Genomic DNA, 26,737 nt, shown 5'->3' on the forward strand with positions numbered 1-26,737 from the left:
GCCGCGCCCTCACTTGATCACGAAGCGCCCTTCCATGCCCTTGTTCTGCAAGCCCTTGCAGTAGAACGGGTAGGTGCCGGGCTTGACCGGCAGGAAGAAGATTTCCGCCTCGCCGGCGTCCTCGAACTCCAGCTCGACCAGCGTGACCGCCTTGATCTCCACGCCGCCGGCCTCGACCTTGCGCAGGAAGATCGACTGGGCAAACTCCGGCGCCTGGAAGGCGCATTCCTTCTGCCCGTCAGCAATCACCTTGAGCTGGTAGGCGACACCGGTTTCCAGCTGGTACTCCTTCTGTGAGACGGCGTAATCGCTTTCTTCGGAGCCGAACTTGAGGTCCGGCAGCGCCTGGGTGCGGCGAGTGAGATCGCCGGCGGCCTGACTCTGGTCGAAGCCGAGCAGGCTGCCGATGAACAGCAAATTGAGCAGCATGGCTTTGCATGTGGGCATGGTGATGGCCTCTTTATTGTTTTGGATGCCCCATCCTAGGCGCCCGCGTACCAACCACCCTCCTACCTTGGTACCGATCCGGCATCGCCGCCGGCCCCCGCCAGCGCCTGATGGAATGAAAAACGACGGCGTCCGACGGTCCCCCGATCCGTTTTCGCCCGCCGCGCCGCGCAGCGCCGCGCCTGCGCCGGTGCCCGCCAGAAACCACGCCAAAAGCCGCATCGCGCGTACCGCTACCTACGCAGCAGTACCAAGGTAGCGATCAATTTCTCGGCCGGCGCGCCGCAACATTCGGCATCCGGGATGCCGTTTTGCCATCGGCGATCTTCGGCCGCCCTTCGGCGTTCAGGCACGCCCCCGCAGGTTCTTTTGCATTGCTCAGGAGTAGGAACCGTCATGACACTCAGATCCATACAACAGCGAATCGCTCTCATCGGCGGGCTATGCCTGCTCACAACGGCGGGCATACTCATCGGCTACAGCGTCTATCTCGCAAGCTCCACGCAGCAACTGGTGTCGAACCGCGTCAGCCAGCAAGCGCAGGATGAGGCGCTGCAAACCCTGCAACATCTCGGCGGCAAGTACGCAGGGGAAATCCGCGCGGAGTTCACCAAGGCGCTGGAAGCCGCCCGCGGCATGGCCACGACCTTCGCCGTCGCGAAGATGAGCGCGGCCGACAATGGCGGTCTCGAGATCGGCCGCGACCAGGTCAATGCCGTCCTGCTGAACGTGCTCAAGAGCTACCCGGACTTCAACGGCACCTACTCGTGCTGGGAACCGGACGCCATCGACGGCCAGGACGCGCTGTTCGCCGGTACGCAGAACGGCAACAACGACCAGACCGGCCGCTTCACGCCCTACTGGACGCGCGGCGCGGACGGCAAGATCGCCGTCCAGCCGCTGGTCGAATACGACACTCTGGACAAGCACCCGAACGGCGTGTTGAAAGGCGGCTGGTACATCGGCCCGAAGGAAAACCGGCGCGAAAGCGTGCTCGGCCCGCTGCCGTACATCGTGCAGGGCAAGCAGGTGTGGCTGGCGACGCTGTCGGTACCCATCGTGGTCGACGGGCGCTTCATGGGCGTGGCGGGCACCGACTACAACCTCGATTTCGTGCAGAAGATCAGCCAGGAAGTCTCCGGCAAGCTGTTCGACGGCCAGGGCGAGGTGGCGATCATCAGCGATCAGGGCCTGGTCGTCGCGGAAAGCCGGCATCCCAACCTGATCGGCGAACACTTCAAGCAGGTGCTTCCCGATGACTGGCAAGCCGCGCTCGGCTCCATCCAGAAAGGCGAAGAGCTGGCACGGCTGGACGACCGCGGCATGGTGATCGTCTTCGCGCCCATCGAGCTCGGCCGGACCGGCAAGCCGTGGTCGATGATGCTCAAGATCGACAAAGACATCGTGCTGGCAAAAGCCGCTGCCCTCGAAGCGGAAATGCAGACCCAGAGCAGCCGGAGCATGCTTCAGCAGATCGGCGTCGGGGTGTTCATCTCGCTGCTCGCGGTCATCGCGCTGTGGATTTCCTCGCGCTCGGTGGCGCTGCCGATCCGCAAGGCGGCGCAACTCGCCGGTGCGATTCAGCGCGGCGACTTTTCGCAACGCCTCGCACACCGCTCGGCGGACGAAGTGGGCCAGCTTTCCGCCAGCCTCGACCGCATGGCCGAGAGCCTACAGCAGCAGGTGCATGTCGCCGAGCGCATTTCCCAGGGCGATCTGACGGTCGACGTACGCCTGGCCTCGGACGGCGATCAGCTCGGCCTGGCACTGCGGCGGATGGTCGACAACCTCAACGAGCTGGTCTCCCAGGTGCAGCTCAGCTCGGCGCTGATCAACGACAAGGCCGGCGAGGTGACGCGCCTGAGCCATGACCTGTCCGGAGGCGCGACGGAGTCGGCCTCGGCGGTCACCGAGATCAGCGCCACCATCAACCAGATGGCTTCGCAGATCCGCCAGACTTCCGAGTACGCCGGCGAGGCCAATTCGCTATCGCGCGATTCCGAGCGATCAGCGCGTGGCGGCAACGAGCTCATGGCGACGCTCAAGGGTGCGATGCAGGAAATCAACCAGTCCGGTCAGGACATCACCAACATCATCCGCGCCATCGAGGAGATCGCTACCCAGACCAACCTGCTGGCCCTCAACGCGGCCATCGAAGCGGCGCGTGCTGGTGAGCACGGACGCGGCTTCGCGGTCGTGGCCGATGAAGTGCGCCAGCTTGCCGCCCGCAGCGCCGAAGCGGCGCAGCGCTCCACCCGTCTGATTCAGGAATCCAACGCGCGGACCGTCAAGGGCATGGAGCTCACCGACGAAACCGCCCAGGCGCTGGAAGCGATCGTCCAGGGCGCCGCGCAGGTCTCGCAGCTGGTCGACGAGATCGCCTCGGCCTCCAGCCAGCAGGCGTCCGGCATCGAACAGGTCAGCCTGGCCATCGAGCAGATCGATCAGGTCGTGCACCACAACAGCAGCAACTCCGAGCAGTCGACCCAGGCCGCGCAGGAGCTGACGCAACAGGCCGAGCAGATGATCGTGCAGGTCGGTCGTTTCACCGTCAGACGCACCCGCTGAGCACCCGAGCGGCACCCTCGCGGTGCCGCTTCGATCTGTCGCATTTCTACGACCTTGGTACACCACGACTGGTACTTTCTGCATATTCCCCCCTGCTGGAGCGCTTCCTATGCTGCCCGCAAGCCTCAGGAGTCGCCCCATGCATCCATTCGCGTTCCATGCCGCGGTCTGTCTGATCGCCCTCGCTTGCGCCGACGCGTTCGCCGCGCCGGCCGCGCCCGAGCCGCTGGAGGTACGCATCGGCTATCTGGGCTATCGGCCCGATCCGGGACCGCTGCTGTCCAACGTCATACCCGAGCCGGAAGACGCCGGCCTGCGCGGCGCCGAGCTGGCCATCGTCGACAGCAACAGCACCGGACGCTTCCTCAAGCATCACTACCGGCTCGACTCCGCCACCAGCGAAACGCCCGAAGCGCTGCTCGAGCAGGCGGCGCGGCTGCACGCCGACGGCCTGCGCCTGTTCGTGGTCAACGCACCGGCCGACACGCTGCGCCAGCTATCCGCGGCGCTGCCCGACAGCCTGCTGTACAACGCCGGCAGTGCCGACGATGCGCTGCGCAGCCAGAGCTGCCTGAACAACGTGCTGCACACCCTGCCCAGCCGCAGCATGCTGGCCGACGCCCTGGGCCAGTTCCTCGCCGCGCGGCGCTGGAACCGCTGGCTGCTGATCAGCGGGTCTACCGCGGAAGATCAGGCCTACGCCGACGCGCTGCGCCGTGCGGCCAAGCGTTTCGGCCACAAGATCGTCGCGGAGAAACCCTGGAGCTTCGAGAACGACCAGCGCCGCACGGCGCAGGCCGACATGCCGCTGTTCACCCAGACCACCGAGTACGACGTGGTCGTAGTGGCCGACGAACGCGGCGATTTCGGCGAGTACGTGCCCTATCACACCTGGTATCCGCGCCCGGTCGCCGGTACCCAAGGGCTGACGCCCACCGGCTGGCACAAGACCGTGGAAACCTACGGCGCCGCACAGCTGCAGAAGCGTTTCGAGGCGCACGCCGGGCGCTGGATGAACGATCGCGATTTCGCCGCCTGGATGGCGGTGCGCAGCCTCGCGGCCGCGGTGACCAAACTGCGTACCGCCGAGGTGCCGACGATCCGTCAGCTGTCGCTGAGCGACAAGCTACCGCTCGATGGCTTCAAGGGCCGCAAGCTGAGCTTCCGCGCGTGGAACGGCCAGCTGCGCCAGCCGATCCCCCTGGTTCACCCGCGTGCGCTGGTCTCCACCTCGCCACAGGACGGCTTCCTGCATCCCACCAGCGAGCTGGACACCCTGGGCTTCGACGCACCCGAGAGCCGCTGTCGGCTGAGCGAGGCGCAACCATGAAGCGCCTTCCCGTTGCCGCCCTGCTGGCATTGGCCGCCCTGCCCGGGACTTCGGCCATTGCCGACGAACTGGGCTACGAGGCCTATGTCGATAGCCCCAAGCGCATCAAATGCCTGTACGGCTACGTGACTGCCAAGACCGGCAATTTTGAGGCGGCCAAGGCCATCTTCGAGGACTGCGTCGCGCGCTGGAACGATGTCTACTCGATGATCTCCCTGGCGCAGATGTACGAGAGCGGCAACGGCGTGGAGCAGGACCTGTCCAAGTCCGCCGCGCTGCTCAAACAGGGCGCCGAACAACCCGACGACGCCAGCTACGTGAGCCTGGCGCGCTATCACTGGGGCGTCGCACTGGCCGAAGGCCGCGGTGTGGAGGCCGACCGCGTCGCTGCGCGCGACTGGCTGCAGCGCGCCGCCGCCGGCGGGCAGAGCGAAGCCGACGAATACCTGCTGCGCCTGGATGCCACCCGCGCGCCGGCCCGCTGACATGCCCACGCCTATAACAACAAAGGACTCCCTCATGCCCAGAACCCTGCTTGCCTCCGCCATCGCCTGCGCCCTGAGCTGCCTGGCCGGCTCCGCCCTGGCCGCCACCGCGTACGTTTCCAACGAGAAGGATGACAGCATCAGCGTCATCGACCTGGACAAGATGGAAACGGTCGAAACCCTCGAAGTCGGCATGCGTCCGCGCGGGCTGACCCTCTCGCACGACAACAAGCTGCTCTACATCTGCGCCAGCGATTCGGACACCGTGCAGGTGATGGACCTGGCCACGCGGCAGATCATCAAGCAGCTGCCGTCTGGTGCCGACCCGGAGCAGTTCGCCCTGCACCCCAACAACAAGTGGCTGTACATCTCCAACGAGGACGATGCACTGGTAACGGTGGTCGACGTCGAGAAGGAAGAGGTGCTGGCACAGATCGACGTCGGTGTCGAACCCGAGGGCATGGCGGTCAGCCCGGACGGCAAGTGGGCGGTCAACACCAGTGAAACCACCAACATGCTGCACTGGATCGATACCGCTACCAACCAGCTGGTGGACAACACCCTGGTCGACCAGCGCCCGCGGCACGTCGAGTTCACCAAGGACAGCAAGACCCTCTGGGCCTCGGCCGAAATCGGCGGCACGGTCAGCGTGGTCGACGTAGACAAGCGCGAAATCCTCAAGACCCTGACCTTCAAGATCAAGGGCGTCCACCCGGACAAGGTCCAGCCGGTGGGCATCAAGCTCACCTCCGACGGCAAATACGCCTTCGTCGCGCTCGGCCCGGCCAACCACATCGCCGTGGTCGATGCGAAAACCTACGAGGTGCTGGATTACCTGTTGGTCGGCCGGCGCGTCTGGCACATGGCGTTCAATCCCGATGAAAGCCTGCTGCTGACCACCAACGGCGTGAGCAGCGACGTGTCGGTCATCGATGTCGCCAAGCTCAAGGTGACCAAGTCGATCAAGGTCGGCCGCTATCCGTGGGGCGTGGTGGTCGCGCCATGAATGCGCTGGAAGTCGAGGGCGTCCGCTTCGCCTACGGGCCGCGGCAGGCGCTCGACGACGTTACCTTCGCCACCAGCGCGGGGCGCTTTACCGCCCTGCTCGGCCCCAACGGCGCAGGCAAGTCGACGCTGATCGCCCTGCTGACGCGGCTGTACGACCTGCAGCACGGCGCCATCCGCATCGCCGGTGCCAGCCTGCGTCAGCAACCGCGCGAGGCGCTGCGCCGGCTCGGCGTGGTGTTCCAGCAGAGCACGCTGGACCTGGACCTGACCGTGGAGCAGAACCTGCGCTACCACGCCGCGCTGCACGGCATGCCGCGCGTGCTGGCCACCGAGCGCATCGAGCGCGAACTGGAGCGCCAGCAACTCGGCGAGCGCCGCAAGAGCAAGGTACGCGAGCTCAACGGCGGTCATCGCCGGCGCGTCGAGATCGCCCGCGCGCTGCTGCACAAGCCCAGCCTGCTGCTGCTCGACGAAGCCAGCGCCGGTCTCGATCCGGCCAGCCGCCAGGCGCTCAACCGACATGTACGCGAGCTGTGCCGCACGGAAGGCATGAGCGTGCTGTGGACCACACACCTGCTCGATGAAGTTCAGACGGACGACGACCTGCTCATTCTCAACCGCGGCCGGCTGGTCGCGCAGGGCCGGGCCGACACCCTCGCTCAGGGTGATGCCAGCCTGGAACAGACCTTCGACCGCCTGACCCGTAATCCCGCAGCGGAGCCTTCGCCATGAGCCTGTACTGGGAATGCCTGCGCGGCATCGTGCTGCGCGAATGGCTGCGCTTCGTTCAGCAGCGTTCACGCTTCTTCAGCGCGCTGGTGCGACCGCTGCTGTGGCTGGTGGTGTTCGCCGCCGGTTTTCGCGCCGCACTGGGCATCGCCATCATCGAGCCGTACGACACCTACATCACCTACGAGACCTACATCGTTCCCGGTCTGGCCTGCATGATCCTGCTGTTCAACGGCATGCAGGGTTCGCTGTCGATGGTCTACGACCGCGAGATGGGCAGCATGCGCGTGCTGCTCACCAGCCCGCTGCCGCGCGGTTTCCTGCTGGCGAGCAAGCTGTTGGCCACGGCGTTGATTTCGCTGCTGCAGGTCTACGCCTTCCTCGCCATCGCCTGGGTGTATGGCGTGCAGCCGCCGCCGCTCGGCCTGCTGACTGCCCTGCCCGCGCTGCTGCTGGTGGCGCTGCTGCTCAGCGCGCTGGGGCTGCTGCTGTCCAACGGCATCCGCCAGCTGGAGAACTTCGCCGGCGTGATGAATTTCGTCATCTTCCCGATGTTCTTCCTTTCCTCGGCGCTGTATCCGCTGTGGAAGATGCGCGAGGCCAGCGAGTGGCTGTACTGGGTCTGCGCGGTCAATCCGTTCACCCATGCGGTGGAGCTGGTGCGCTACGGGCTGTACCAGCGCCTCGAACCGACGGCGCTGGCCGTGTGCGTCGGCCTGACGGTGCTGTTCAGCCTGCTGGCGGTGGCCAGTTTCAATCCGCAGCATGCGGCGCTGCGGCGCTCGGCATAAGGCAACCGGTACTTTGGTACTGGTTGGCGCGTCCATCGTAGGATTTCAAAGACACCTCCTTTGCTCTGTAATCGACCCCACCGACGTACGGAGAACAAAGATAAATGCCCAGGTCGTTGCTGCCCCTGCTGTTCGTCGCCCTCACCGGGATCGGCCTGAGTCCGCTCGCCAGTGCGACCGAAGACCCGGCACTGTTCTCCGCCGATGGCTACCGCCAGACGCAATACCGCAGCCCCACCCCGGCGACCGCCGAAGGCGCGAAAACCGTGGATACCGCGACGCTCCAACGCCTGCTCGCCGAGCGCTCCGACATGCTGCTGGTGGATGTCTACCGCCGCCAATGGCTGGCCGGTCAGTTCATCGACAACGAGGCGCACGCCAACCTGCCGGGCAGTGTCTGGCTGGCCAACACCGGCGACGGCTCGCTCACACCGCAATGGGCGGACTACTTCAGCAAGAACCTGGCACGCATTACCGAGGGCGACCTGCAACGGCCGCTGGTGTTCTACTGCCGCTCCGACTGCTGGCTGGGCTGGAATGCCACCCGGCGCGCCCGTGCGCTGGGCTACACCGACCTGTACTGGTACCGTGACGGCATTGATGGCTGGGAGCAGGCTGGTCTGCCGCTGCACCCTGCGACCCCCGAGCCCGTGCAGAGCAGCCAGCACGCTGACTAAGCTCACCATAATCAAAACAAAGAGGTGACCGGCCTTGTACAAGATTCTGATTGCCGACGACCATCCGCTGTTTCGCGAGGCCATTCACAACGTCATCCGCGACGGTTTTCCGGACAGCGAAATCCTGGAAACTGCCGACCTCGACAGCGCCCTGGCGCTGACCCAGGAGCATGACGACCTCGATCTGGTGCTGCTCGACCTGAACATGCCCGGCATGCACGGGCTGAACGGCCTGATCAACCTGCGCAACGAGGCGCCAACCATCCCGGTGGTGATCGTCTCCGCCGAACAGGACAAGCAGATCGTGCTGCAGGCCATCACCTATGGCGCGGTCGGCTTCATCACCAAATCCTCGCCGCGCACGCAGATGACCGAAGCCATTGAGCAGATCCTCAACGGCAACGTCTACCTGCCTTCGGACATCATCCGCAGCCAAAAGGCCACCAGCCGCCATACCCATCACAGCGAACCGTCGATCCCGCCGGAGTTGCTGCAGGCCCTGACGCGCAAGCAGCTGCTGGTGCTGGAACGCATGACCAAGGGCGAGTCGAACAAGCAGATCGCCTACAACCTCGACATCGCCGAAACCACCGTGAAGGCGCATGTCTCGGCGATCCTGCGCAAGCTCAACGTGCACAACCGCGTACAGGCGATCCTCTCGGCCGGCGATATCGATTTCACCGCGTACCTGCGGCGCTGAACGGCGCCGTAGCGCGCAACGCCAGCCACGAGCCGGCGAGCAAACATGCGGCTTCCCGATGAACGAAGCCCGGCATGACGACGCGACGCTAAGCAACCCCTCCGAACAGCGCCGGCAGCCGTCGCCGGCGCCATTCTCTCCCGAATCCCAACCCTCGCCCCCTAGGGGTCGCCCCGCTCAAACCGGCGGTTCGATACCCTGCAAGCGCATGCGGCGATACACCGTCGGCCGTGAAACACCCAGCTCCCGGGCGACCGCGCTGACGTTCCAGCGCTGGCGCCGCAGCAGGCTGCGCAGGTCGTCGTCCGCCTCCGGACCAGCGGTCGGCACAGCAACGCGCGTCACCGCGTGGGGCAAACATTCCTCAGGGAGGTCGTGCACGGTGATTTCGTTGCCCTCGCAGGTAGCCAGCGCGTACTGCAGCACGTTGCGCAGCTCGCGAATGTTGCCCGGCCAGGGATAGGCCAACAGCGCACTCATCGCATCGCCGCGCAGGTGCGGGGCATTGCTGCGCCCTTGGGCCAGCTCGGCGTAGACCCGTTCGATCAGGTAGCCCTTGTCGGCCCGTTCGCGCAGCGGCGGCAGTTTCAGCAGTGCGCCGTTGAGGCGGTAGAACAGGTCTTCGCGGAACTCGCCGGCCTCGACCATCTGCCGCAGGTCGCGGTGGCTGGCGGCGATCACGCGGAGATCCACTTTGACCGGCCGCTCGGCACCCAGCGGGGTGACCTCGCGCTCGGCCAGTACACGCAACAGGCGCGTCTGCAGATGCAACGGCATGTCGCCGATCTCGTCGAGGAACAGCGTGCCGCCGTCCGCCTGCTGGATCAGCCCACGCATGCCCTTGCTCCGTGCGCCGGTGAAGGTGCCCGGCGCGTAGCCGAACAGCTCGCTTTCTATCAGCGACTCGGGCACCGCACCGCAGTTGATCGCCACGAACGGCGCCTGGCGGCGGCTGCCGCTCTCGTGCAGGGCGCGCGCCAGACGCTCCTTGCCGGTGCCGGTTTCGCCGTTGAGCAGCACGTTGAGCGGCTCGCTGCACAGTCGACGGGCGCGGGCGAGCATCTTGCGCATCGCCGGGTCGTCGTCGGCCAGGGCATCTAGCGCGCAGCGCGGCGCGCCCTGCGTGCGCTCGGCGGGCAGCGGTGCCGCGCGGCGCGGCTCCATCAGCGCGGCGAAGAACAGCCGGTTGTGCCGCTGGGTGCGGAAGGCGCGTACCTGGTCGTGACTGGCGTAGGGAATGCTCAAGATATCCGCCAGCTCGCAGTCGAAGAATTCGTCGATACGCGCCCGCGTCAGGCTGCCGAACGGTCCCGGCGTCATCAGTCCGTGCTCGGCGAGCAGGCCGCGGGCGGCGGTATTGCCGGCCAGCAGCTCGCCGTCGTCGCCCAAGGCGAGCAGGTAGTGGCGGTTGATCAGCACGAACTCGCGCGAGGCATCGAAGCAGAGGATCGGCCGGTCGCGGTACAGGCGCAGGAAGTAGGCGTCTTCGATCATCCGCGCGTACTGCTTGACCAGTTGCAGGGCAAAAGTCTGCGAGTCTTTCGAGGGCGGGGAATACAGCGCCGAGATATCGAGCACGGCCAGCAGCTGGCCCTGCGGGTTGAACATCGGCACCGCGGTGCAGGTGAGGTTGGTGTGCCAGGCACTGAAATGGTCGTGCTGGTGGCAGGTCAGCGCTTGCTGCTCCTTGATGCAGGTGCCGACCGCACAGGTGCCGGCGTGGTCCTCACCCCAGTCGGAGCCGAGGTAGAGGCCGGTCTTGCGGTGTGCCTTCTCGTCGGCTGGGTCGCCGAGAAACTGCACGGCGATGCCACGGCTGTCGGTAAGCAGGATGATGTAGCCGAGTTCAGCAACATGCCGGTAAAGCTGCTCGACGCCAGCGCGGGCGACGTTGATCAGCTCATCGGCGTGGTCCTGGTGTTCGCGCAACACCTGGCGCGGCACGAAACGCGCCTCGGCCGGGCGCGCCGGGTCCAATCCGTAGTCATGCACGCAACGCCGCCAGGAGCGGGCGATGATCGGATCGCGATCACCGAGCAGTTGCGATGCGTTGGCCAGTGACAGCACCGCCTCGATATGGCTAGCAGGGGTTGCAAGCGGCGTCATGCGTCCTCCTCGTCCCGAGGCGCGGTGCTCGGGGCGGATGATTCTTGTTGTTTTCATTTCAGTTCTGCGACTGCGCCAAGAATAAATGAAATGTTCCGGCAGGGAAGTTCAACTTTGGAACATGAAGGCCCAGATAAATTGTTTGTACGTTGTAAAGCACTTTACAACGACGTTACAGGTGTAAAGCCGACGAGCTTTACAGCGCAACTGGAAAGTCGCCGCACCTAGAAATTTAGTTCTTTATTTTCAATGTCTTGAAGAACTAAAAGCGTAATTAAGAAAGTTGGCACGCCATCTGCTCCTGAAGTATTTGCGGAACAAGCCCCCGCATAACAAGAGCGCCGCGTGCCTGCACTTCTTTCAGGCTCCGGCAATAAGTCAGGAGCTGAGCCATGCAAAAACCCAACCGCCATGAAAGTGCCATCAATCGACGGCGCTTTCTTTCCCTCTCTGGTCAGACTGCGCTCGCCTTCACTCTGGCGCAGCTGATTCCCGTGCGCCTGCTGGCCGAGGAAGCGCTGCCGGAGCTGCCACCCGGCCTGCTGCGCATGGGCCGCGACGTGTTTCCCCACGACGCCATCGACGACGCGCATTACGCCCGCCCGCTGGCGGAACTGGCGAACGAGCAGCCGAAACTGGTCGCCGACGGCCTGGCCGACCTGAATCGACGCGCCATCGAGGCCCATGACCGCCCGTTCGAGGCGCTCGATGAAGCGCAGCGCGTTGCCCTGCTGACCGAAGTCGAGCGCTCGCCGTTCTTCAAGGCCGTGCGCGGCAGCCTGATGTTCGGCCTGTACGACAACAAGGCGCTGTTCCCGCTGTTCGGCTACCAGGGCTCGTCGTGGGAATACGGCGGCTACGTCAACCGCGGCTTCGACGATCTGAACTGGCTCTGAGCGCCCGCCCGAACAGCACAACAACAAGAACAAGACGAGGAATACCCCATGGCAACGTTTGCCCAGGACGACGATGGCGTCGTGGTGATCATCGGCTCCGGCGCTGGCGGCGGCACGCTGGCCAATGCGCTGGCCAAACAGAAGATTCGCAGCGTGGTGCTCGAGGCGGGCAAGCGGCACACGCTGGAGGACATCGAGAACGACGAGTGGGCGATGTTCAAGAAGATCTCCTGGCTCGACAAGCGCATCGCCGCCGGCGACTGGCACCTGGCCGAGAACAACCCCAACCTGCCGGCCTGGATCGTCAAGGGCGTCGGCGGCAGCACCGTGCACTGGGCCGGCATCGCCCTGCGCTTTCGTGATTTCGAATTCAGGATGCGGAGCATCAACGGCGACATCGCCGGCGCCAACCTGCTCGACTGGCCGGTGACGCTGGACGAGATGGCGCCCTGGTACGAGAAGGCCGAGAGGCACATGGGCGTGACCGGGCCGAGCACCGGCATGGCCTATCACCCCTGGCACAACTCCTTCAAGGTGCTGGCCACCGGCGCCAAGCGGGTCGGCTACAAGGAGATCCTCTCCGGGCCGATGGCGATCAACACCGAGCCCTACGACGACCGCGCCGCCTGCCAGCAGATCGGCTTCTGCATGCAGGGCTGCAAGATGGGCGCGAAGTGGTCGACGCTCTACACCGACATTCCCCGCGCCGAAGCCAGTGGCTATTGCGAGGTGCGGCCGCAGTCGATGGTGCTGCGCATCGAACACGACGCCAAGGGCAAGGTGAACGGCGTGGTCTACGCCGACGCCCAGGGCACCATCCAGCGGCAGAAGGCCCGGGTGGTATGCGTGGCGGGCAACTCCATCGAATCGCCGCGCCTGCTGCTCAACTCCGCTTCCTCGATGTTCCCCGACGGGCTGGCCAACTCCTCCGGCCAGGTCGGCAGGAACTACATGACCCACACCACCGCCGGCATCTTCGCGGTGATGCCCAAGCCGGTGAACATGCACCGCGGCACCACCTGCGCCGGGGTGATCTCCGACGAGTCTTACAACGATCCGTCGCGCGGTTTCGTCGGCGGTTACCGCCTGGAAATCCTCGCCCTCGGCCTGCCGTTCCTCTCCGCCTTTCTCGACCCGACGCCCAAGGGCTGGGGCCGCCAGTTCGCCTCGCGGATGGAAAAGTACAACCACATGTCTGGCGTCTGGCTGTGCGGCGAGGACCTGCCGCTGGAAAGCAACCGCATCACCCTGCACGCCACCGAAAAGGACCAGTACGGCCTGCCGATTCCGGTGGTGACCAAGAGCGATCACCCCATGGATGCCGCCATGCGCAAGCACGGCGTCGCCGCCACCGCCAAGTGCTACGAGGCCGCCGGTGCCACCGACGTGATCGAGCTGCCGCCCTACCCCGCCAGCCACAACATGGGCACCAACCGCATGAGCGCCAAAGCCCGTGACGGCGTGGTGAACAAGTGGGGCCAGAGCCACGACATCCCCAACCTGTTCGTTTCCGACGGCAGCCAGTTCACCACCAGCGGCGGCCAGAACCCCACCCTCACCATCGTCGCGCTGGCCCTGCGCCAGGCCGAGCAGATCGGCCGGCTGCTCAACGAACGCGCGATCTGACCACCAACACAAGGGAGTCGACCATGACCCAGCCCAACAACTCGCAGCGCCTGTGGATGTACGAGCAGATGCTGACCAGCCGCTACATGGAGGAATCCATCGAGCGCATCTACATGGAAGGCAAGACGCCGGTGTTCAACATGGCCAAGGGGCCGATCCCCGGCGAGATGCACCTCTCCAACGGCCAAGAGCCCTGCGCGGTGGGCGTCTGCGCCCATCTGAACGCCGAAGACATCGTGACCGCCACCCACCGCCCGCACCACATCGCCGTGGCCAAGGGCGTGGACCTCAACGAGATGATGGCCGAGATCTTCGGCAAGGCCACCGGGCTTTCCGGTGGGCGCGGCGGACACATGCACCTGTTCGATGGCCGGGTGAATTTCTCCTGCTCGGGGATCATCGCCGAAGGCATGGGCCCGGCAGTCGGCGCGGCGCTGTCGCGGCAGCTGCAGGGCAAGCCCGGCGTGGCCGTGTCCTTTATCGGCGAGGGCGCGGCCAACCAGGGCGCCTTCCACGAAACACTGAACCTCGCCGCGCTGTGGAAGCTGCCGGTGGTGTTCGTCATCGAGGACAACGCCTGGGGCATCTCGGTGGCCAAGGCCAGCGCCACCTGCATCAAGCAGCACCACGTGCGCGCCGCGGCCTACGGCATGCCCGGTGTGTTCGTCGAGAACAACGACCCGGACGGCGTGTTCCGCGCGGCCGGCGAAGCCATCGAGCGCGCCCGTGCCGGTGGCGGCCCGACCCTGATCGAGATCGAGACCTATCGCCTGGCCGGCCACTTCATGGGCGACGGCGAAACCTACCGCCCCGAGGGCGAGAAGGACGGCCTGATGAAAAAGGACCCGATTCCCGGCTACCGCCAGCGCCTGATCGACGAAGGCGTGATGAGCGAGACGCAGGCCGAGGACATCGCGGCGCGTGCCCGCGGGCGCATCGATGAAGCCGTGCAGTTCGCCCGCGAAAGCCCGTACCCGCGGCCGGAAGAAGCGCTCGAGCAAGTGTTCGTGTGAGCCCGCCCGACAACAACACGAGGAACACCCCATGAACAGCCAAGCCACCATGACCGCCGCCGTCTGGCACGGTCGCAAGGACATCCGCCTGGAGCAGGTGCCGCTGCCTGGCGCGCCGCAACCGGGCTGGGTGCAGATTCGCGTGCACTGGTGCGGCATCTGCGGTTCCGACCTGCACGAATACCTCGCCGGCCCGGTGTTCATCCCGGTGGACGCGCCCCACCCGCTCACCGGCATCAAGGGCCAGTGCATCCTCGGCCACGAGTTCTGCGGTGAGATCGTCGCCACCGGTGACGGCGTCGAGGGTTACGCACCGGGCGACAAGGTCGCCGCCGATGCTTGCCAGCACTGCGGTCAGTGCCGTTTCTGCAAGACCGGCCAGTACAACCTCTGCGAGCAGCTGGCCTTCACGGGTCTGATGAACAACGGCGCCTTCGCCGAATTCGTCAACGTACCCGCCGAGCTGCTCTACCGCCTGCCCGAAGGCTTTCCGCTGGAGGCCGGCGCGCTGATCGAACCGTTGGCGGTCGGCATGCACGCGGTGAAGAAGGCCGGCAGCCTGCTCGGCGAGACGGTTGTGGTGGTCGGTGCCGGCACCATCGGCCTGTGCACCATCATGTGCGCCAAGGCCGCCGGCGCCGGCCAGGTGATCGCCCTGGAAATGTCCGCTGCGCGCAAGGCCAAGGCGCTGGAAGTCGGCGCCACGCGGGTCATCGACCCCAGCGAGTGCGACGCCATCGCCGAGATCAAGGCGCTCACCGGCGGCTACGGCGCCGGCGTTTCCTTCGAGTGCATCGGCCACAAGGCCACCGCCAAGCTCGCCCTCGACGTGATCCGCAAGGCCGGTCGCTGCGTGATGGTGGGCATCTTCGAGGAGCCCTCGGAATTCAACTTCTTCGAGATCGTCGCCACCGAGAAACAGGTGATCGGCTCGCTCGCCTATGCAGGGGAGTTCGCCGACGTCATCGCCCTGATCGCCGACGGCCGCATGGACGTCACCCCGCTGATCACCGGCCGCATCGGCCTGGACAACATCCTCGAGCAGGGCTTCGAGGAGCTGGCCAACCACAAGGACCGCAACGTCAAGATCATCGTCAGCCCCAGCGCACTGGCCGGCTGAGCAGGAGACCGCCATGACCACAGCAGTAAAGGAAAGAAAACTCACCGTCGCCCGCGCCATGGCCGAAGCCGTGGCGCAGGAGATGCGCCTGGACCCGCGCGTATTCGTGATGGGCGAGGACATCGGCCAGCTCGGCGGTGTGTTCGGCAACACCCGTGGCCTTTATGAAGAGTTCGGCAAGACGCGCATCCGCGACACGCCGATCTCCGAAACGGCCTTCATCGGTGCCGCGGTGGGCGCCGCTTCGGACGGCATGCGGCCGATCGTCGAGCTGATGTTCGTCGACTTCTTCGGCGTCTGCATGGACGCCATCTACAACCTGATGGCCAAGAACACCTATTTCTCCGGCGGCAAGGTGCCGGTGCCCATGGTGCTGATGGCCTCCACCGGTGCCGGCTACTCGGACGCCGCCCAGCATTCGCAGTGCCTCTACGGCACCTTCGCCCACCTGCCGGGCATGAAGGTGGTGGTGCCGAGCAACGCCTACGACGCCAAGGGCCTGATGACCGCGGCCATCCGCGATGACAACCCGGTGGTCTACCTCTTCCACAAGGCGCTGCAGGGCATGGGCTGGCTGGGCACCGAGAAAGGCGCCACGGTGCCGGTGCCGGAAGAGCCCTACATCGTCGAGATCGGCAAGGCCAGGACCGTGCGCGAGGGCCGCGACGTCAGCCTGGTCAGCCTCGGCGCTGGCGTGCACCACGCCCTGCGCGCCGCCGCGCTGCTGGAAAAGGATGGCGTCAGCGCCGAGGTCATCGACCTGCGCAGCCTGGTGCCGCTGGACCGCGAGCACGTCATCGCCTCGGTACGCAAGACCGGCCGACTGATCGTGATCGACGAGGACTACCACAGCTTCGGCGTCAGCGGCGAAATCATCGCCAGCGTGGTCGAGCACGACATCGGCATGCTCAAGGCACGCCCGCAGCGGGTGGCCTTCCCCGACATACCCATCCCCTTCACCCCGGTCATGGAGCAATGGGCCCTGCCCAACGCCGACAAGATCGTGGCCGCCTACCACGCCATGCATAAGGAATGACGTTTATGAGTACCCCCATCGTGATTGCAGACGACCTCTGGGAAGGCGACGCCGAAGCGGTGATCACCTCCTGGCTGGTCAGCGACGGCGCCGAAGTGGCCGCCGGTGACCTGGTCGCCGAGGTCATGTCGGAAAAGGCCCAGTTCGAGATCGAGGCGCCGGTGGCCGGCGTGCTGAAGATCGTCGAGGAAGAAGACGCGGTGATCGCCAAGGGCGCGGTCATCGCCCAGGTGGAATAGCCATGACTCGACTGGAAATCCTGCCCGAGCGCGCCCCCGAACGGGTGCCGCTCAAGGGCATGCGCAAGATGATCGCGGCGAAGATGCACGAAAGCCTGCAGACCACCGCGCAGCTGACCCACCACAGCGAATGCCGGCTGGATGCGCTGAAAACCCGCCGCGCCGAACTGAAGGCCGAGGGCAGCGCGGTGTCCGTGCAGGACCTGTTGCTACTCAAGGTGATCGAGACGCTCAAGGCCCACCCCAGCCTCAATGCCACGCTGGAAGATGAGGTGATCCACCAGCACGCGGCGGTGCATCTGGGCCTCGCCATTCCACTGCCGGGCGATCTGCTGGTCGCCCCGGCGCTGTTCAATGCCGAACAACTGGACGGCGAAAGCCTGTGCCAGGCGCGCAAGGCGCTGGTGGACAAGGCCCTGGCCGGCAAGCTGTCGGTCAAGGAACTGACCGGCGCCACCTTCACCGTCTCCAACCTGGGGCTGTCGCGGGTGCATCACTTCACGCCGATCCTCAATCCGCCGCAGGTGGCGATTCTGGGTGTCGGTGGCATTCAGCGGCGGCTGGAATTCGGGCCGAGCGGCGAGCTGATGGAAGTCGAGTGGATGGGCCTGTCGCTGACCTTCGACCATCGCGCCGTCAACGGCTCGCCCGCGGCGGAGTTTCTCGATGATCTGTGCCGGCGTATCGAGGAGCACGCGGTATGAACGGCATCGCCCGGTTCAGCGTGGCAGCCGGTCTGAATGCCGAGCGGGCCTTGCTGCAGCGCGTCTGCGACGGACTGTTCGACTGCCAGCTGCTGCTCTGGCGCCCCACCGGCCAGGCGCTGGTGATGCCCGGCAGCTTCGAGCGCCGGCCCGGCTTCGCTCTGGCCAGCCAACGCTGCGCAGCGCAGGGCTGGCCGATCCTGCTGCGCGATACCGGCGGCGAACCGGTGCCGCAATCACCGGCCGTGCTCAATGTCGCCCTGGCCTGCGCCCTGCCGGCCAGCGACGAGATCGACAGGCGCATCGTCGTCGCCTACGAGCGTCTCCTCGATCCCCTGGCGCTGTGGCTAGCCGAACATGGTCTGCGGGCCGGAGTCGGCGCGGTGCCGGGTGCCTTCTGCGACGGCCGCTACAACCTGACGCTGGAGGGCCGCAAGCTGGCCGGCACCGCGCAGCGCTGGCGGCGCAGCCGCGACGGCCGCCCGGCAGTGCTCGCGCACGCGGCCCTGCTGATGGACGACTGGCGCGAACCGATGGCCGAAGTCGTCAACCGCTTCTATCACGCCTGCGCCAACGACCTGCGCTGCCGCGCCGACAGTCATCTGGCCCTTGGCGAGCGGCTGCCGGGCGCCTGGAGCGAGGCCGAGTCACTGTCCGACCGCTATCAACGTGTGCTGGCCTGGCAGGGTCTGGAGCTCGGCGCCCGCCCCTTGCCGTGCCCGGTCGCAAGCACGGTCGCCGGTCCACCCTCCCCCTTGCTTTGAACAACAACACGGCCGTCAACCGATCCGGCCATACATCGGAGGAAACACCATGAGCTACCCCACCCCCTCCCCGCCCAAAGGCAGCCTGCCCGGCCAGCGCGGGTATCCAACACTTCGCCCTGCCAGTCCAGGCGAAGCGGTGACATTTTTCCGTGGCTCGTCACCGCAGCGGGTCACAACGGCGAAGCAGGCCATATAAAAGTTTAAATAAATAATTTGAAAAGCCGTGATATGCGCATGCCATTACGCGCTATCACGGGGCGCAATACCGATACCGACTTAACAACAAAAGAAACACCACAAGAGCCTTTATTCATAAATGCTCGTTGTACCCACGCACGCCTGAAACCCTAAACAAGGAATAATAAAAATGAAATCCAAACAGTCAAACCTAAGGGTGCACCTAATCATGGCTGCCTCGCTTTTTGCGATCACGCCGCTGCATGCATCAGACAGAGTCATTACCGACAAGGAATTATCTGATGAATCAAATACTGCTGATTGGCTGGCTTATGGGCGAACGCACTCCGAGCAGAGGTTCAGCCCTCTCAAAGACATCAATGTAGATAACGTCAGCCAGCTCAAGCCTGAATGGTACGCGCCGCTGCCGGACCGTTCCGATATGGTCGGGACGCCCTTGGTGGTCGATGGCGTCATGTATTACGTGGGTGAAATGAACAGAACCCGTGCATTCGACGCTCGCTCGGGCAAGATGCTTTGGGAATATGATCCTCAAGTTTCCAAAGAGATCCTCGACAACAACATGAAGAAGGTCTTCTGGAAGCATAATCGCGGCCTTTCAACCTACGGCGACAAGTTATTCATTGCCACCTGGGATGGCCGCCTGATTGCAATCAACCGAAAAGACGGCAAGGAAGTCTGGCAGACCCGTACCTTCGATCACGACCAGCCGTTGAATATCACCGGTCATCCCAAGGCCTTCGATGGAAAAGTATTCGTCGGCAATGGCGGAACGGAACTTGGTCCGATGCGTGGGTATGTGACCGCTTATGATGCCGAAACGGGTAAGCAGGTCTGGCGTTTCTATATCGTCCCTGGCAACCCTGCCGATGGATTCGAGGATGCCGCTCAGGAAATGGCGGCCAAAACCTGGACTGGCCGGTGGTGGGAAAACGGCGGCGGCGGTAATGCCTGGCACGGCTGGACCTACGACGCCAAATACAACCAGCTCATCTTCGGTACAGGTAACGGTGGGCCATGGAATATCAAGGTGCGTAGCCCGGAGGGTGGCGACAACCTGTTCCTGTGTTCTGTCGTAGCGGTAGATGCGGATACCGGCGAATACAAATGGCACGTACAAACTGCCCCAGGCGACACCTGGGACTACAACTCGAACATGGACATCGTGCTGGCCGATTTGAAAATCGATGGCAAGGATGTTGACGCCGTATTGCATGCGCCGAAGAACGGCTTCTTCTATACGATCGACCGCTCGAACGGCAAGGTACTGTCCGCCGAGAAATTCGCAGACGCCAACTGGTCAACCAAATATGACCTGAAAGAACAGCGCCATATTGTTGCTGAAGGCGCGAGATATCCTGATGGCGAGAAGAATATCTACCCCTCGGCATTCGGTGCGCACTCATGGCATGCGATGTCTTACAACCCCGAGTTGAATCTCGCCTTCATCCCCACCAACCACTTGGGCAACACCTTCAAGGACAATGGCAAGGACACGAAGCCTGGCCACAAGATGGCGAGTCACAAACTCTACCTGGGGCTGACTGGTTGGGAATTGACCAAAGACCCGCATGAATCACGCGGCTCCCTACAGGCCTGGGACCCGATCAAGAACGAGCGTGTGTGGCAAGTCAACCAGAAGAGCCCATGGGGTGGCGGAACCCTGACCACGGCCGGCAACCTGGTTTTCCAGGGCCAGCCTGACGGCCTGTTCAAAGCCTACGATGCCCGCACCGGCGACGAACTTTGGTCATATGACGTGGGCCTCGGTATCTCTGCGCCACCGATTACCTACAAGCTCGATGGCAAGCAGATGGTTTCCCTGCTGGTGGGCCCCGGTGGTGCATTGGCCTCCAACTTCGGCGGCTCCGGTGAACTGGGTTTTGAAAGCCATGGCTGGAAATATGGTGCGCATGAGCGCCGCATCATGACCTTCTCGCTGGACGGAAAAGCGGTTATCCCCAAACAGCCGGCACCGCAGCTTGCCAAGCCGATTATCGATGCGAAGTTTGAAGTCGATGCCAAGAAAGCAGAGGCCGGCGCGGGAGTGTTTGCGGAGAACCTCTGTGTCGGCTGTCATGGCGCCGGAGCTGTTGCGGGTATGAAGGCACCCGATCTGCGGGAGTCGCCGATATTGCTCACAGGCAGTGAGAAGGCGTTCGAGAGCGTTGTACGCGGCGGTGCGCTACTTGCCAACGGCATGCCCAAGTTCCCGGATCTGACCGATGCCGAGCTGGAAAGCATCCGTCACTTCGTTCGCCGGCAAGCACACGACGGGGTGAAGTCTGGTGGCGGACATTAGGCCGACAACTTTCGATCACCAACCAAACAGTTGAACCGGTAACGCCTGAATAGCCAGGCGTTACCAATAGCAGAAACGCACGCGAATACCGTGAATGCCCACAGGCATTGCGGCTAACGGTATTCGCTGCACGCGCACCGTTACATCCCAAAGGATCAGAACAATGACAATAAGCCTGCGCTTCGGCAGCGGCCTTCTCGCCGCCTGCCTGTTCACTTCTGCCCAAGCGGCCGAGTATTCACCCGATCAGTTCCTGTTCGGCGACTGGAACGGCAGCCGCACCCGCCTGCATGAGGCCGGCGTCGACCTGCAGATCACCTACGTCAACGAGCTGGCCTGGAACACCCAGGGCGGCGATGACCACACCGGGACCTACTCCGATCAGCTGATGTTCGATGCCGCGCTGGACCTCGACAAACTGCTGGGCTGGTCCGGCGCCGGATTCCGCTTCACGGTGGTCAACCGCAACGGCGAAAACCTCAACGCCGAGGCTGACCTCGGCGTGCTGCTGCAACCGCAGGAAATTTATGGCTACGGCAGCACCACACGGCTGGTGCAGTTCTATTACCAGCAGGCGCTGCTCGATGACCGTCTGCTGATCAAACTCGGGCGTTTGCCCATGAGCGGCGAGATATTCCCCTTCGCCTGCCCGTTCCAGAACCTCGGTTTCTGCGGCACGGTGCCCGGCTACATCACGCCCAACTGGTACACCTGGCCGATCAGCCAGTGGGGCGCCACTGCGCGTTATCAGTTCAATCAAGAATGGTCGCTGCAGACCGCCCTGTATCAGGTCAATCCGCGTTTCACCGAGCGCGAGCAGGGCCTGAACTTCGGCAGCCCGTCGGGCACCACTGGCTACCACGCGGTTGCCGAACTGGGCTGGACGCCGACCTTCTCTGGCCAGCCCGGCGCCTATCGGCTGGGCCTGTGGCGCAATACCGGCGACTTCGAGGACGTCTACCGTGACGCTGCGGGCCGGCCGATGGCGCTTTCCGGTGCGCCTGCCGCCGAACACGACCAGGCCACCGGCGGCTACCTGATGGCCGAACAGCAGCTCTGGCAGAGCACGGCGGTGTCCGCGCGACGCTTCAAGCTGTTCGCCCACTTGATTCAGTCCGACCCGGACGTGACCTACATCGAGCGGGTCTGGCAGGTCGGCGGCATCCTCTCCGCACCGTTTGCCAGCCGCCCGGATGACGAAGTCGGCCTTGCCCTCGGGCGCCTGGAAATCAACGACGACTCGCGTCGCCGTCTGCGCGAACAAGGCGAGCCGGTGCCAGACAGGGAGTATCCGGCCGAACTCTACTACCGCGTCGCGCTGACGCCTGCCGTTTCGCTGAGCCCGAACATTCAGTACTTCCACCAGCCCGGCGGCTACGCGGATGAGCGGGACAGCGTCGTGTTCGGCTTGAAGACCGTCATCAGCTTCTGAGCTGTTGCGACGACAGGCGCCCTTTGCGAAGCACCCGCCGTGCTCGAATTGGCGAGTTGAGACTAGGCTTGCTGGTCTGAATCGATGCCACGTCGCTCGCCTCTTCGTTCTTGCCCTCGCCTGCAGCGCAGCCTGGTTGCGCTGCAGGCGAACCCAGAAGGCGAAAGACGGCGGCGCCAAGGAGAACGTCGATGAGCCCTTCCTGTGTTTCGCAAAAGCGCGCCGCCTTTCGCACGTTGCACCAGTCCGGTTGTTTCGTTTTGCCCAACCCGTGGGATGCCGGCAGCGCCAGCGTCCTCGCCGGACTCGGCTTCAAGGCGCTGGCGACAACCAGTTCGGGCTACGCGTGGTCGTGCGCCCGTGCGGACGGCCAGATGCCGCGCGACGCGGTGCTGGCGCATATGCGCTACATGGCCCAGGCCACCGACCTGCCGGTGAACGCCGATTTCGAGAGCGGCTACGCCGATACCCCCGAAGGCGTGGCCGAAAGCGTGCGGTTGGCGATCGAAACCGGCGTGGCGGGCATTTCCATCGAAGACTCGACCGGCGACGCGCAGGCACCGCTGCGCGACATTTGCGAGTCGGTCGAGCGCATCGCTGCCGCCCGCGCGGCGATCGACGCACACGGCGGCGATACCTTGCTGATCGGCCGTGCGGAGAACTTCTTCGTCGGTCGTGCCGATCTCGACGACGCCATTTCGCGCCTGCAGGCCTATGCCGCTGCCGGCGCTGACTGCCTCTACGCACCGGGTATCCGCACACGTGAGCAGATCGCCGCCGTCGTCGCCGCGGTCGCGCCGAAGCCGGTCAATGTGCTGATCGGCTGGGACAGCGAGCTGACCGTGCAGGACCTCGCCGATCTCGGCGTCCGGCGTATCAGTGTCGGTGGCGCGCTGGCACGAGCGGCATGGGGCGGATTTCTGCGCGCGGCGCGCACCATCGCCGAGCAGGGACGTTTCGACGGCTTCGCCACTGCGGCCTCCGGTGCGGAACTCGATGCGCTGTTCGGCAAGCCGGACCGGCCTTGAAACACCGGATAGCGGGCATTTGGCCACAGGTGAAGGGAACCCTGTGCCTGCGCGTGCCTCTACTGCTCGAACCTTTGCAAGGCGAAACGAATGAACAACCCTGACCGTCCGGTCGTCGTGATCTGCGGTGCCAGCGCCGGCGTCGGGCGCGCCACCGCGCATGTTTTCGCCGCTGCCGGTTATTCCATCGGCCTGGTGGCACGCAGCGACGAGGGGCTGGCGCTGACGCTGGAAGAGTTACAGCCGTACGAGGTCGCGACGCTGGCGATCAGTGCGGACGTGGCCGACGCGGAACAACTGAACACCGCTGCGCAGCGATTCGAAGCCGAACTCGGCCCGGTGGACGTCTGGATCAACTCGGCGATGGTGACGGTATTCGCCCCGGTCGACCAATTGCTGCCGGAAGAGATACGGCGTGTCACCGAAGTGACCTACCTGGGCACCGTGCACGGCACGCTGGCGGCGCTTGAACTGATGCGTCCGCGCAACCGCGGCCTGATCATCCAGGTCGGCTCGGCGCTGGCCTATCGGGCCATCCCGCTGCAATCGGCCTATTGCGGCGCGAAGTTCGCGGTGCGTGGCTTTACCGACTCGCTGAGGTGCGAACTCATTCATCACGCCAGCAAGATCAGGCTGTGCATGGTCCAGCTGCCGGCGATGAACACACCCCAGTTCGACTGGGCGCGCAACAAGCTCGGCAAGCGCGTCCAACCGGTCCCACCGATCCACGATCCCTACGTCGCGGCGCGAGCCATCTTCAACGTGGTGAATGCCCCACCGCGCGAGCTATGGCTCGGAGCGCCGACCATCAAGGCGATCATCGGCACGCTGTTCTTTCCGGGCCTGCTCGATCGACTGCTGGCGCGCGGTGCCTGGTCCGGCCAGATGAGCGGCGACACGGAGTTGGCGCAACAGGCGGGCAACCTGTTCGAGCCGGTCAACGGGCTGCACGACGCGCGCGGCCGGTTCGATCGCAATTCGCGCCAGCGCGCGTGGGGCCTGAGTTCAAGCCATGTCATCGCCGTGTTGATCGTCGCCACAGCGCTGGTGGCCTTGTTGATTCCGTAGCACACACGGCCCGGTGCTTCCTTCATTGAAACACCGGGGCACGGATCAGCTCATCCATGAGCGTCGCCGGCGGCGCATCGCACTGATTTCAAAGACATTACCGAACAGAAAACACTCAATTCGCAGCCAGCACCCGGCCAGCAAGGCGTCGCGCAAGTTGTTCTGGAGATATCAACGCCGTTATCCACAGCATCTGTGGATTAATCCCGGCAATCGTTCGGGTCGAGTTCGATCAGCTGAACCAACCGTACGGCGGCGGTAGTCGCATGCGCCCGCTCGGCCTGTTTCGCGCCAGCCGGGCCGCCGGACCGCCGACCGCTGGTCAGCCGAAGCTCATGCAACGCACCTGCGCGCCGATAGACCGCCATCGCCATGCCCATCCGCTGGGCCGGCTGTCTTGATGCTGAGGATTAGATGTTTGCTTTCAACACGATAAAGGCGCGTTACACCATCACCTTCATCGGCTTCGTGCTGCTTGTCATGCTGCTGACGATGCTCGGTATCCAGCGCTTTGTCGCGCCACAACTCATGGCCGCCGGCGAAACCATCGTGATGTCCCAGGTCACCGAAATCGGTGAGCACATCGCGATGGAGCTGGCGCGCGTCGAAGCCCAGGCACGCAGCATCACCCAGACCGTTCCGATGCTGGAAAGCGATGAGATCGACCGTATCCTGCCTGGCCTGATCGATCAGTACGGTGACGTGAAGGTGTTTGGTGGCGGCATCTGGCCCATGCCGGGCGCGCGGACTTCCGGCCAGGATAAACACAGCACGTTCTATCACCGCGACCCGGCGGGAAAACTGATCGTCAATACGCACTGGAATTCGGCCGAGTCGCTGAACTACTTCGAGCAGCCCTGGCACCGCGGCGGCATGCAGGCTCCGCGGGGAAAATGCGTCTGGGCGGCCGCCTACAAAGACGACGCGAGCGCCGAGCCACGCACCAACTGTGCGATGACCATCTACAAGAGCGGCACCGCCTGGGGCGTTTCGACGATCGATCTGACGCTCGGCTTCTTCAATCGGCTGGTCGCCGAGAAGCAGGATGAGATCGGTGGCGAAGTCATGCTCGTCGAGGCCGACGGCAAGATCCTCAGCAACCAGCCGCAGCTGCCGGGCGACATGGTGCTGCGCAACGTCGCGGAGCTGGCCGGCCAGTCGCCGTTCATCGCCACCCTCCAGCAGGCGCTCGCGGGTCGCTCGCAGCAGGAGCGCATGACCTACAGCGCCAAGGACGGTGAGCAATTCAGCTTCTTCCTGACGCCGATCGAAGGCACGCCCTGGCTGCTGGCGGCGGCGCTGCCTACCGCGCAGCTCGAAGCGCGCAGCGATGCCATGCTCAAGACACTGGCGTCACTGCAGATTCCCATGGTCGTCGTGCTGCTGGCGCTGATGATCGTCGCGCTCAACCAGCTCATGAAGCGCCTCGGCGTGCTGCGCTCGAACATCGATGCGCTGTCGGCCGGCGATGCCGACCTGACCCAGCGAATCGCCATCAAGGGCGATGACGAAGTCGATCAGGTGGGGCGTTCGATCAACGGTTTCATCGCCTATCTGCAGAAGATGATGATCGATGTGAGCGACGCCACCACGCAGATCCACAGCGAGATCGGTCAGCTCAAGCAACTGTCCCGCACGACCAACGAGGCCCTGGCGCGACATGCGCTGGAAACGGACCAGGCGGTCACGGCCATCAACGAGATGAGTTCGACGGCCGAATCCGTTGCACAGAGCGCCAGCGATACCGCCACCTTCACCCAGACCGCCAACCACAACGCCCTCTCCTCGAAGCGGGTCGTCGACGATGCCTCCAGCAGCGTGCGGTCGCTGGTCAGCGAAGTTGAAAGCGCAACCGCCAAGGTGCAGGCAATGGAAGCCGACGCCCAGCGCATCAACGACGTGCTCGGGGTTATCGGCGGCATCGCCGGGCAAACCAACCTGCTGGCGCTGAACGCGGCCATCGAAGCCGCGCGGGCCGGCGAGCAAGGCCGCGGTTTCGCCGTGGTCGCCGATGAGGTTCGCGCACTGGCCGCGCGTACCCAGCAGAGCACCTCGGAAATCAACGAGACGCTGCAGCGTCTGCAGGAGGCGGTCGGTTCGGCCGTGCAGGCCATGGAACAGACCAAACTCAGCTGCCAGGCCACGGCGGACAAAACCGCCCAGGTCACCGTCGGACTGGACGAGATGGCCGGTTCGGTGGTTCACATCAACGACCTGAGCACCCAGATCGCCACGGCCGCCGAGGAACAAAGTGCGGTGGCCGAGGAGATCAACCGCAACATGGTGGCCGTGCGCCACGTCGTCGATGAGCTGGTGGAAAGTGGCGTGAGCGTCGACCGCAGCGCCGAGTCGCTGCTGAGCACCAACGGGCGGCTCACGGCTGTCGTCAACCGGTTCAAGGTGCGCTGAGTACCCTCGGGGCATGACGCTACCGCCATGCCCAACCTGCCCGATTCCAAGTGGCGCC

Annotated in this window: 21 protein-coding genes and 4 pseudogenes; 23 read left to right on the forward strand and 2 right to left on the reverse strand. The window is 64.6% G+C overall.

Annotated features, from left to right (window positions below; genetic code table 11):
* Positions 1 to 9 precede the first annotated feature (9 nt).
* A complete protein-coding gene (locus HU825_RS15670; protein WP_102828321.1) occupies positions 10 to 447 on the reverse strand; it encodes a cupredoxin domain-containing protein in 438 nt (145 codons plus the stop codon).
* 663 nt (positions 448 to 1,110) lie between these two features.
* Here HU825_RS15670 and HU825_RS18930 point away from each other — a divergent pair.
* From HU825_RS18930 to HU825_RS15710, 9 genes and pseudogenes are all read left to right on the forward strand, one after another.
* A pseudogene (locus HU825_RS18930) lies at positions 1,111 to 2,067 on the forward strand (PDC sensor domain-containing protein); the annotation flags it as partial.
* A 426-nt stretch (positions 2,068 to 2,493) separates the two neighbouring features.
* A pseudogene (locus HU825_RS18935) lies at positions 2,494 to 3,015 on the forward strand (methyl-accepting chemotaxis protein); the annotation flags it as partial.
* A 139-nt stretch (positions 3,016 to 3,154) separates the two neighbouring features.
* Positions 3,155 to 4,345, forward strand: a complete 1,191-nt coding sequence (locus HU825_RS15680; protein ID WP_234302417.1) for an ABC transporter substrate-binding protein — start codon at positions 3,155 to 3,157, stop codon at positions 4,343 to 4,345.
* Positions 4,342 to 4,830 (forward strand): tetratricopeptide repeat protein, encoded by a 489-nt coding sequence (locus HU825_RS15685; protein WP_234302418.1) that lies wholly within the window; start codon positions 4,342 to 4,344, stop codon positions 4,828 to 4,830. Before HU825_RS15680 ends, HU825_RS15685 begins: the two co-directional genes overlap by 4 nt.
* 34 nt (positions 4,831 to 4,864) lie before the next feature.
* A complete protein-coding gene (locus tag HU825_RS15690; protein ID WP_234302419.1) occupies positions 4,865 to 5,836 on the forward strand; it encodes a YVTN family beta-propeller repeat protein in 972 nt (323 codons plus the stop codon).
* Complete coding sequence (locus HU825_RS15695; protein WP_234302420.1) at positions 5,833 to 6,570, forward strand: ABC transporter ATP-binding protein; 738 nt, start codon at positions 5,833 to 5,835, stop codon at positions 6,568 to 6,570. Before HU825_RS15690 ends, HU825_RS15695 begins: the two co-directional genes overlap by 4 nt.
* The gene (locus HU825_RS15700; protein ID WP_234302421.1) at positions 6,567 to 7,358 is read left to right on the forward strand and encodes an ABC transporter permease; all 792 of its coding nucleotides are present in this window, start codon (positions 6,567 to 6,569) and stop codon (positions 7,356 to 7,358) included. Before HU825_RS15695 ends, HU825_RS15700 begins: the two co-directional genes overlap by 4 nt.
* Positions 7,359 to 7,462: 104 nt before the next feature.
* Positions 7,463 to 8,035, forward strand: coding sequence for a PQQ-dependent catabolism-associated CXXCW motif protein (locus HU825_RS15705; protein WP_138299985.1), 573 nt, complete (start codon positions 7,463 to 7,465; stop codon positions 8,033 to 8,035).
* Positions 8,036 to 8,069: 34 nt separating this feature from the next.
* On the forward strand, positions 8,070 to 8,735 hold the full coding sequence (locus HU825_RS15710) for a response regulator transcription factor (protein ID WP_234302422.1): 666 nt from the start codon (positions 8,070 to 8,072) through the stop codon (positions 8,733 to 8,735).
* A 177-nt stretch (positions 8,736 to 8,912) separates the two neighbouring features.
* Here HU825_RS15710 and HU825_RS15715 read toward each other — a convergent pair whose 3' ends face one another.
* A complete protein-coding gene (locus HU825_RS15715; RefSeq protein WP_156714682.1) occupies positions 8,913 to 10,841 on the reverse strand; it encodes a sigma-54-dependent Fis family transcriptional regulator in 1,929 nt (642 codons plus the stop codon).
* A 392-nt stretch (positions 10,842 to 11,233) separates the two neighbouring features.
* Here HU825_RS15715 and HU825_RS15720 point away from each other — a divergent pair, with 392 nt between their 5' ends.
* From HU825_RS15720 to HU825_RS18945, 14 genes and pseudogenes are all read left to right on the forward strand, one after another.
* A complete protein-coding gene (locus HU825_RS15720; protein ID WP_234302423.1) occupies positions 11,234 to 11,737 on the forward strand; it encodes a gluconate 2-dehydrogenase subunit 3 family protein in 504 nt (167 codons plus the stop codon).
* A gap of 48 nt (positions 11,738 to 11,785) precedes the next feature.
* A complete protein-coding gene (locus tag HU825_RS15725; RefSeq protein ID WP_234302424.1) occupies positions 11,786 to 13,363 on the forward strand; it encodes a GMC family oxidoreductase in 1,578 nt (525 codons plus the stop codon).
* A gap of 23 nt (positions 13,364 to 13,386) precedes the next feature.
* Positions 13,387 to 14,376, forward strand: a complete 990-nt coding sequence (locus HU825_RS15730; protein WP_234302425.1) for a thiamine pyrophosphate-dependent dehydrogenase E1 component subunit alpha — start codon at positions 13,387 to 13,389, stop codon at positions 14,374 to 14,376.
* 49 nt (positions 14,377 to 14,425) lie between these two features.
* On the forward strand, positions 14,426 to 15,496 hold the full coding sequence (locus HU825_RS15735; RefSeq protein WP_125868202.1) for a 2,3-butanediol dehydrogenase: 1,071 nt from the start codon (positions 14,426 to 14,428) through the stop codon (positions 15,494 to 15,496).
* Between the two features lie 13 nt (positions 15,497 to 15,509).
* Complete coding sequence (locus HU825_RS15740) at positions 15,510 to 16,532, forward strand: alpha-ketoacid dehydrogenase subunit beta (RefSeq protein WP_102828313.1); 1,023 nt, start codon at positions 15,510 to 15,512, stop codon at positions 16,530 to 16,532.
* Positions 16,533 to 16,537: 5 nt separating this feature from the next.
* Positions 16,538 to 16,771 carry a lipoyl domain-containing protein gene (locus tag HU825_RS15745; protein WP_234302426.1) on the forward strand — a complete coding sequence of 78 codons (234 nt, stop codon included), beginning with the start codon at positions 16,538 to 16,540 and terminating at the stop codon, positions 16,769 to 16,771.
* A 2-nt stretch (positions 16,772 to 16,773) separates the two neighbouring features.
* Positions 16,774 to 17,475: a 2-oxo acid dehydrogenase subunit E2 gene (locus HU825_RS15750; RefSeq protein ID WP_234302427.1), complete on the forward strand. Its 702-nt coding sequence runs from the start codon at positions 16,774 to 16,776 to the stop codon at positions 17,473 to 17,475.
* On the forward strand, positions 17,472 to 18,239 hold the full coding sequence (locus HU825_RS15755; protein WP_234302428.1) for a lipoate--protein ligase family protein: 768 nt from the start codon (positions 17,472 to 17,474) through the stop codon (positions 18,237 to 18,239). Before HU825_RS15750 ends, HU825_RS15755 begins: the two co-directional genes overlap by 4 nt.
* A 370-nt stretch (positions 18,240 to 18,609) precedes the next feature.
* The gene (locus tag HU825_RS15760) at positions 18,610 to 20,742 is read left to right on the forward strand and encodes a PQQ-dependent dehydrogenase, methanol/ethanol family (protein WP_234302429.1); all 2,133 of its coding nucleotides are present in this window, start codon (positions 18,610 to 18,612) and stop codon (positions 20,740 to 20,742) included.
* Between the two features lie 163 nt (positions 20,743 to 20,905).
* Positions 20,906 to 22,174 carry a carbohydrate porin gene (locus HU825_RS15765; protein ID WP_138299991.1) on the forward strand — a complete coding sequence of 423 codons (1,269 nt, stop codon included), beginning with the start codon at positions 20,906 to 20,908 and terminating at the stop codon, positions 22,172 to 22,174.
* 191 nt (positions 22,175 to 22,365) lie between these two features.
* Positions 22,366 to 23,202: an isocitrate lyase/PEP mutase family protein gene (locus tag HU825_RS15770; protein WP_234302430.1), complete on the forward strand. Its 837-nt coding sequence runs from the start codon at positions 22,366 to 22,368 to the stop codon at positions 23,200 to 23,202.
* A 90-nt stretch (positions 23,203 to 23,292) separates the two neighbouring features.
* A complete protein-coding gene (locus HU825_RS15775; RefSeq protein WP_234302431.1) occupies positions 23,293 to 24,270 on the forward strand; it encodes an SDR family oxidoreductase in 978 nt (325 codons plus the stop codon).
* 732 nt (positions 24,271 to 25,002) lie between these two features.
* Positions 25,003 to 25,770 (forward strand): annotated as a pseudogene (locus HU825_RS18940) (cache domain-containing protein); the annotation flags it as partial.
* A gap of 318 nt (positions 25,771 to 26,088) precedes the next feature.
* Positions 26,089 to 26,679: pseudogene (locus HU825_RS18945) on the forward strand (methyl-accepting chemotaxis protein); the annotation flags it as partial.
* Positions 26,680 to 26,737 lie beyond the last annotated feature (58 nt).

The sequence above is a fragment of the Pseudomonas phenolilytica genome, from assembly GCF_021432765.1.
Classification (GTDB): Bacteria; Pseudomonadota; Gammaproteobacteria; order Pseudomonadales; family Pseudomonadaceae; genus Stutzerimonas; species Stutzerimonas phenolilytica.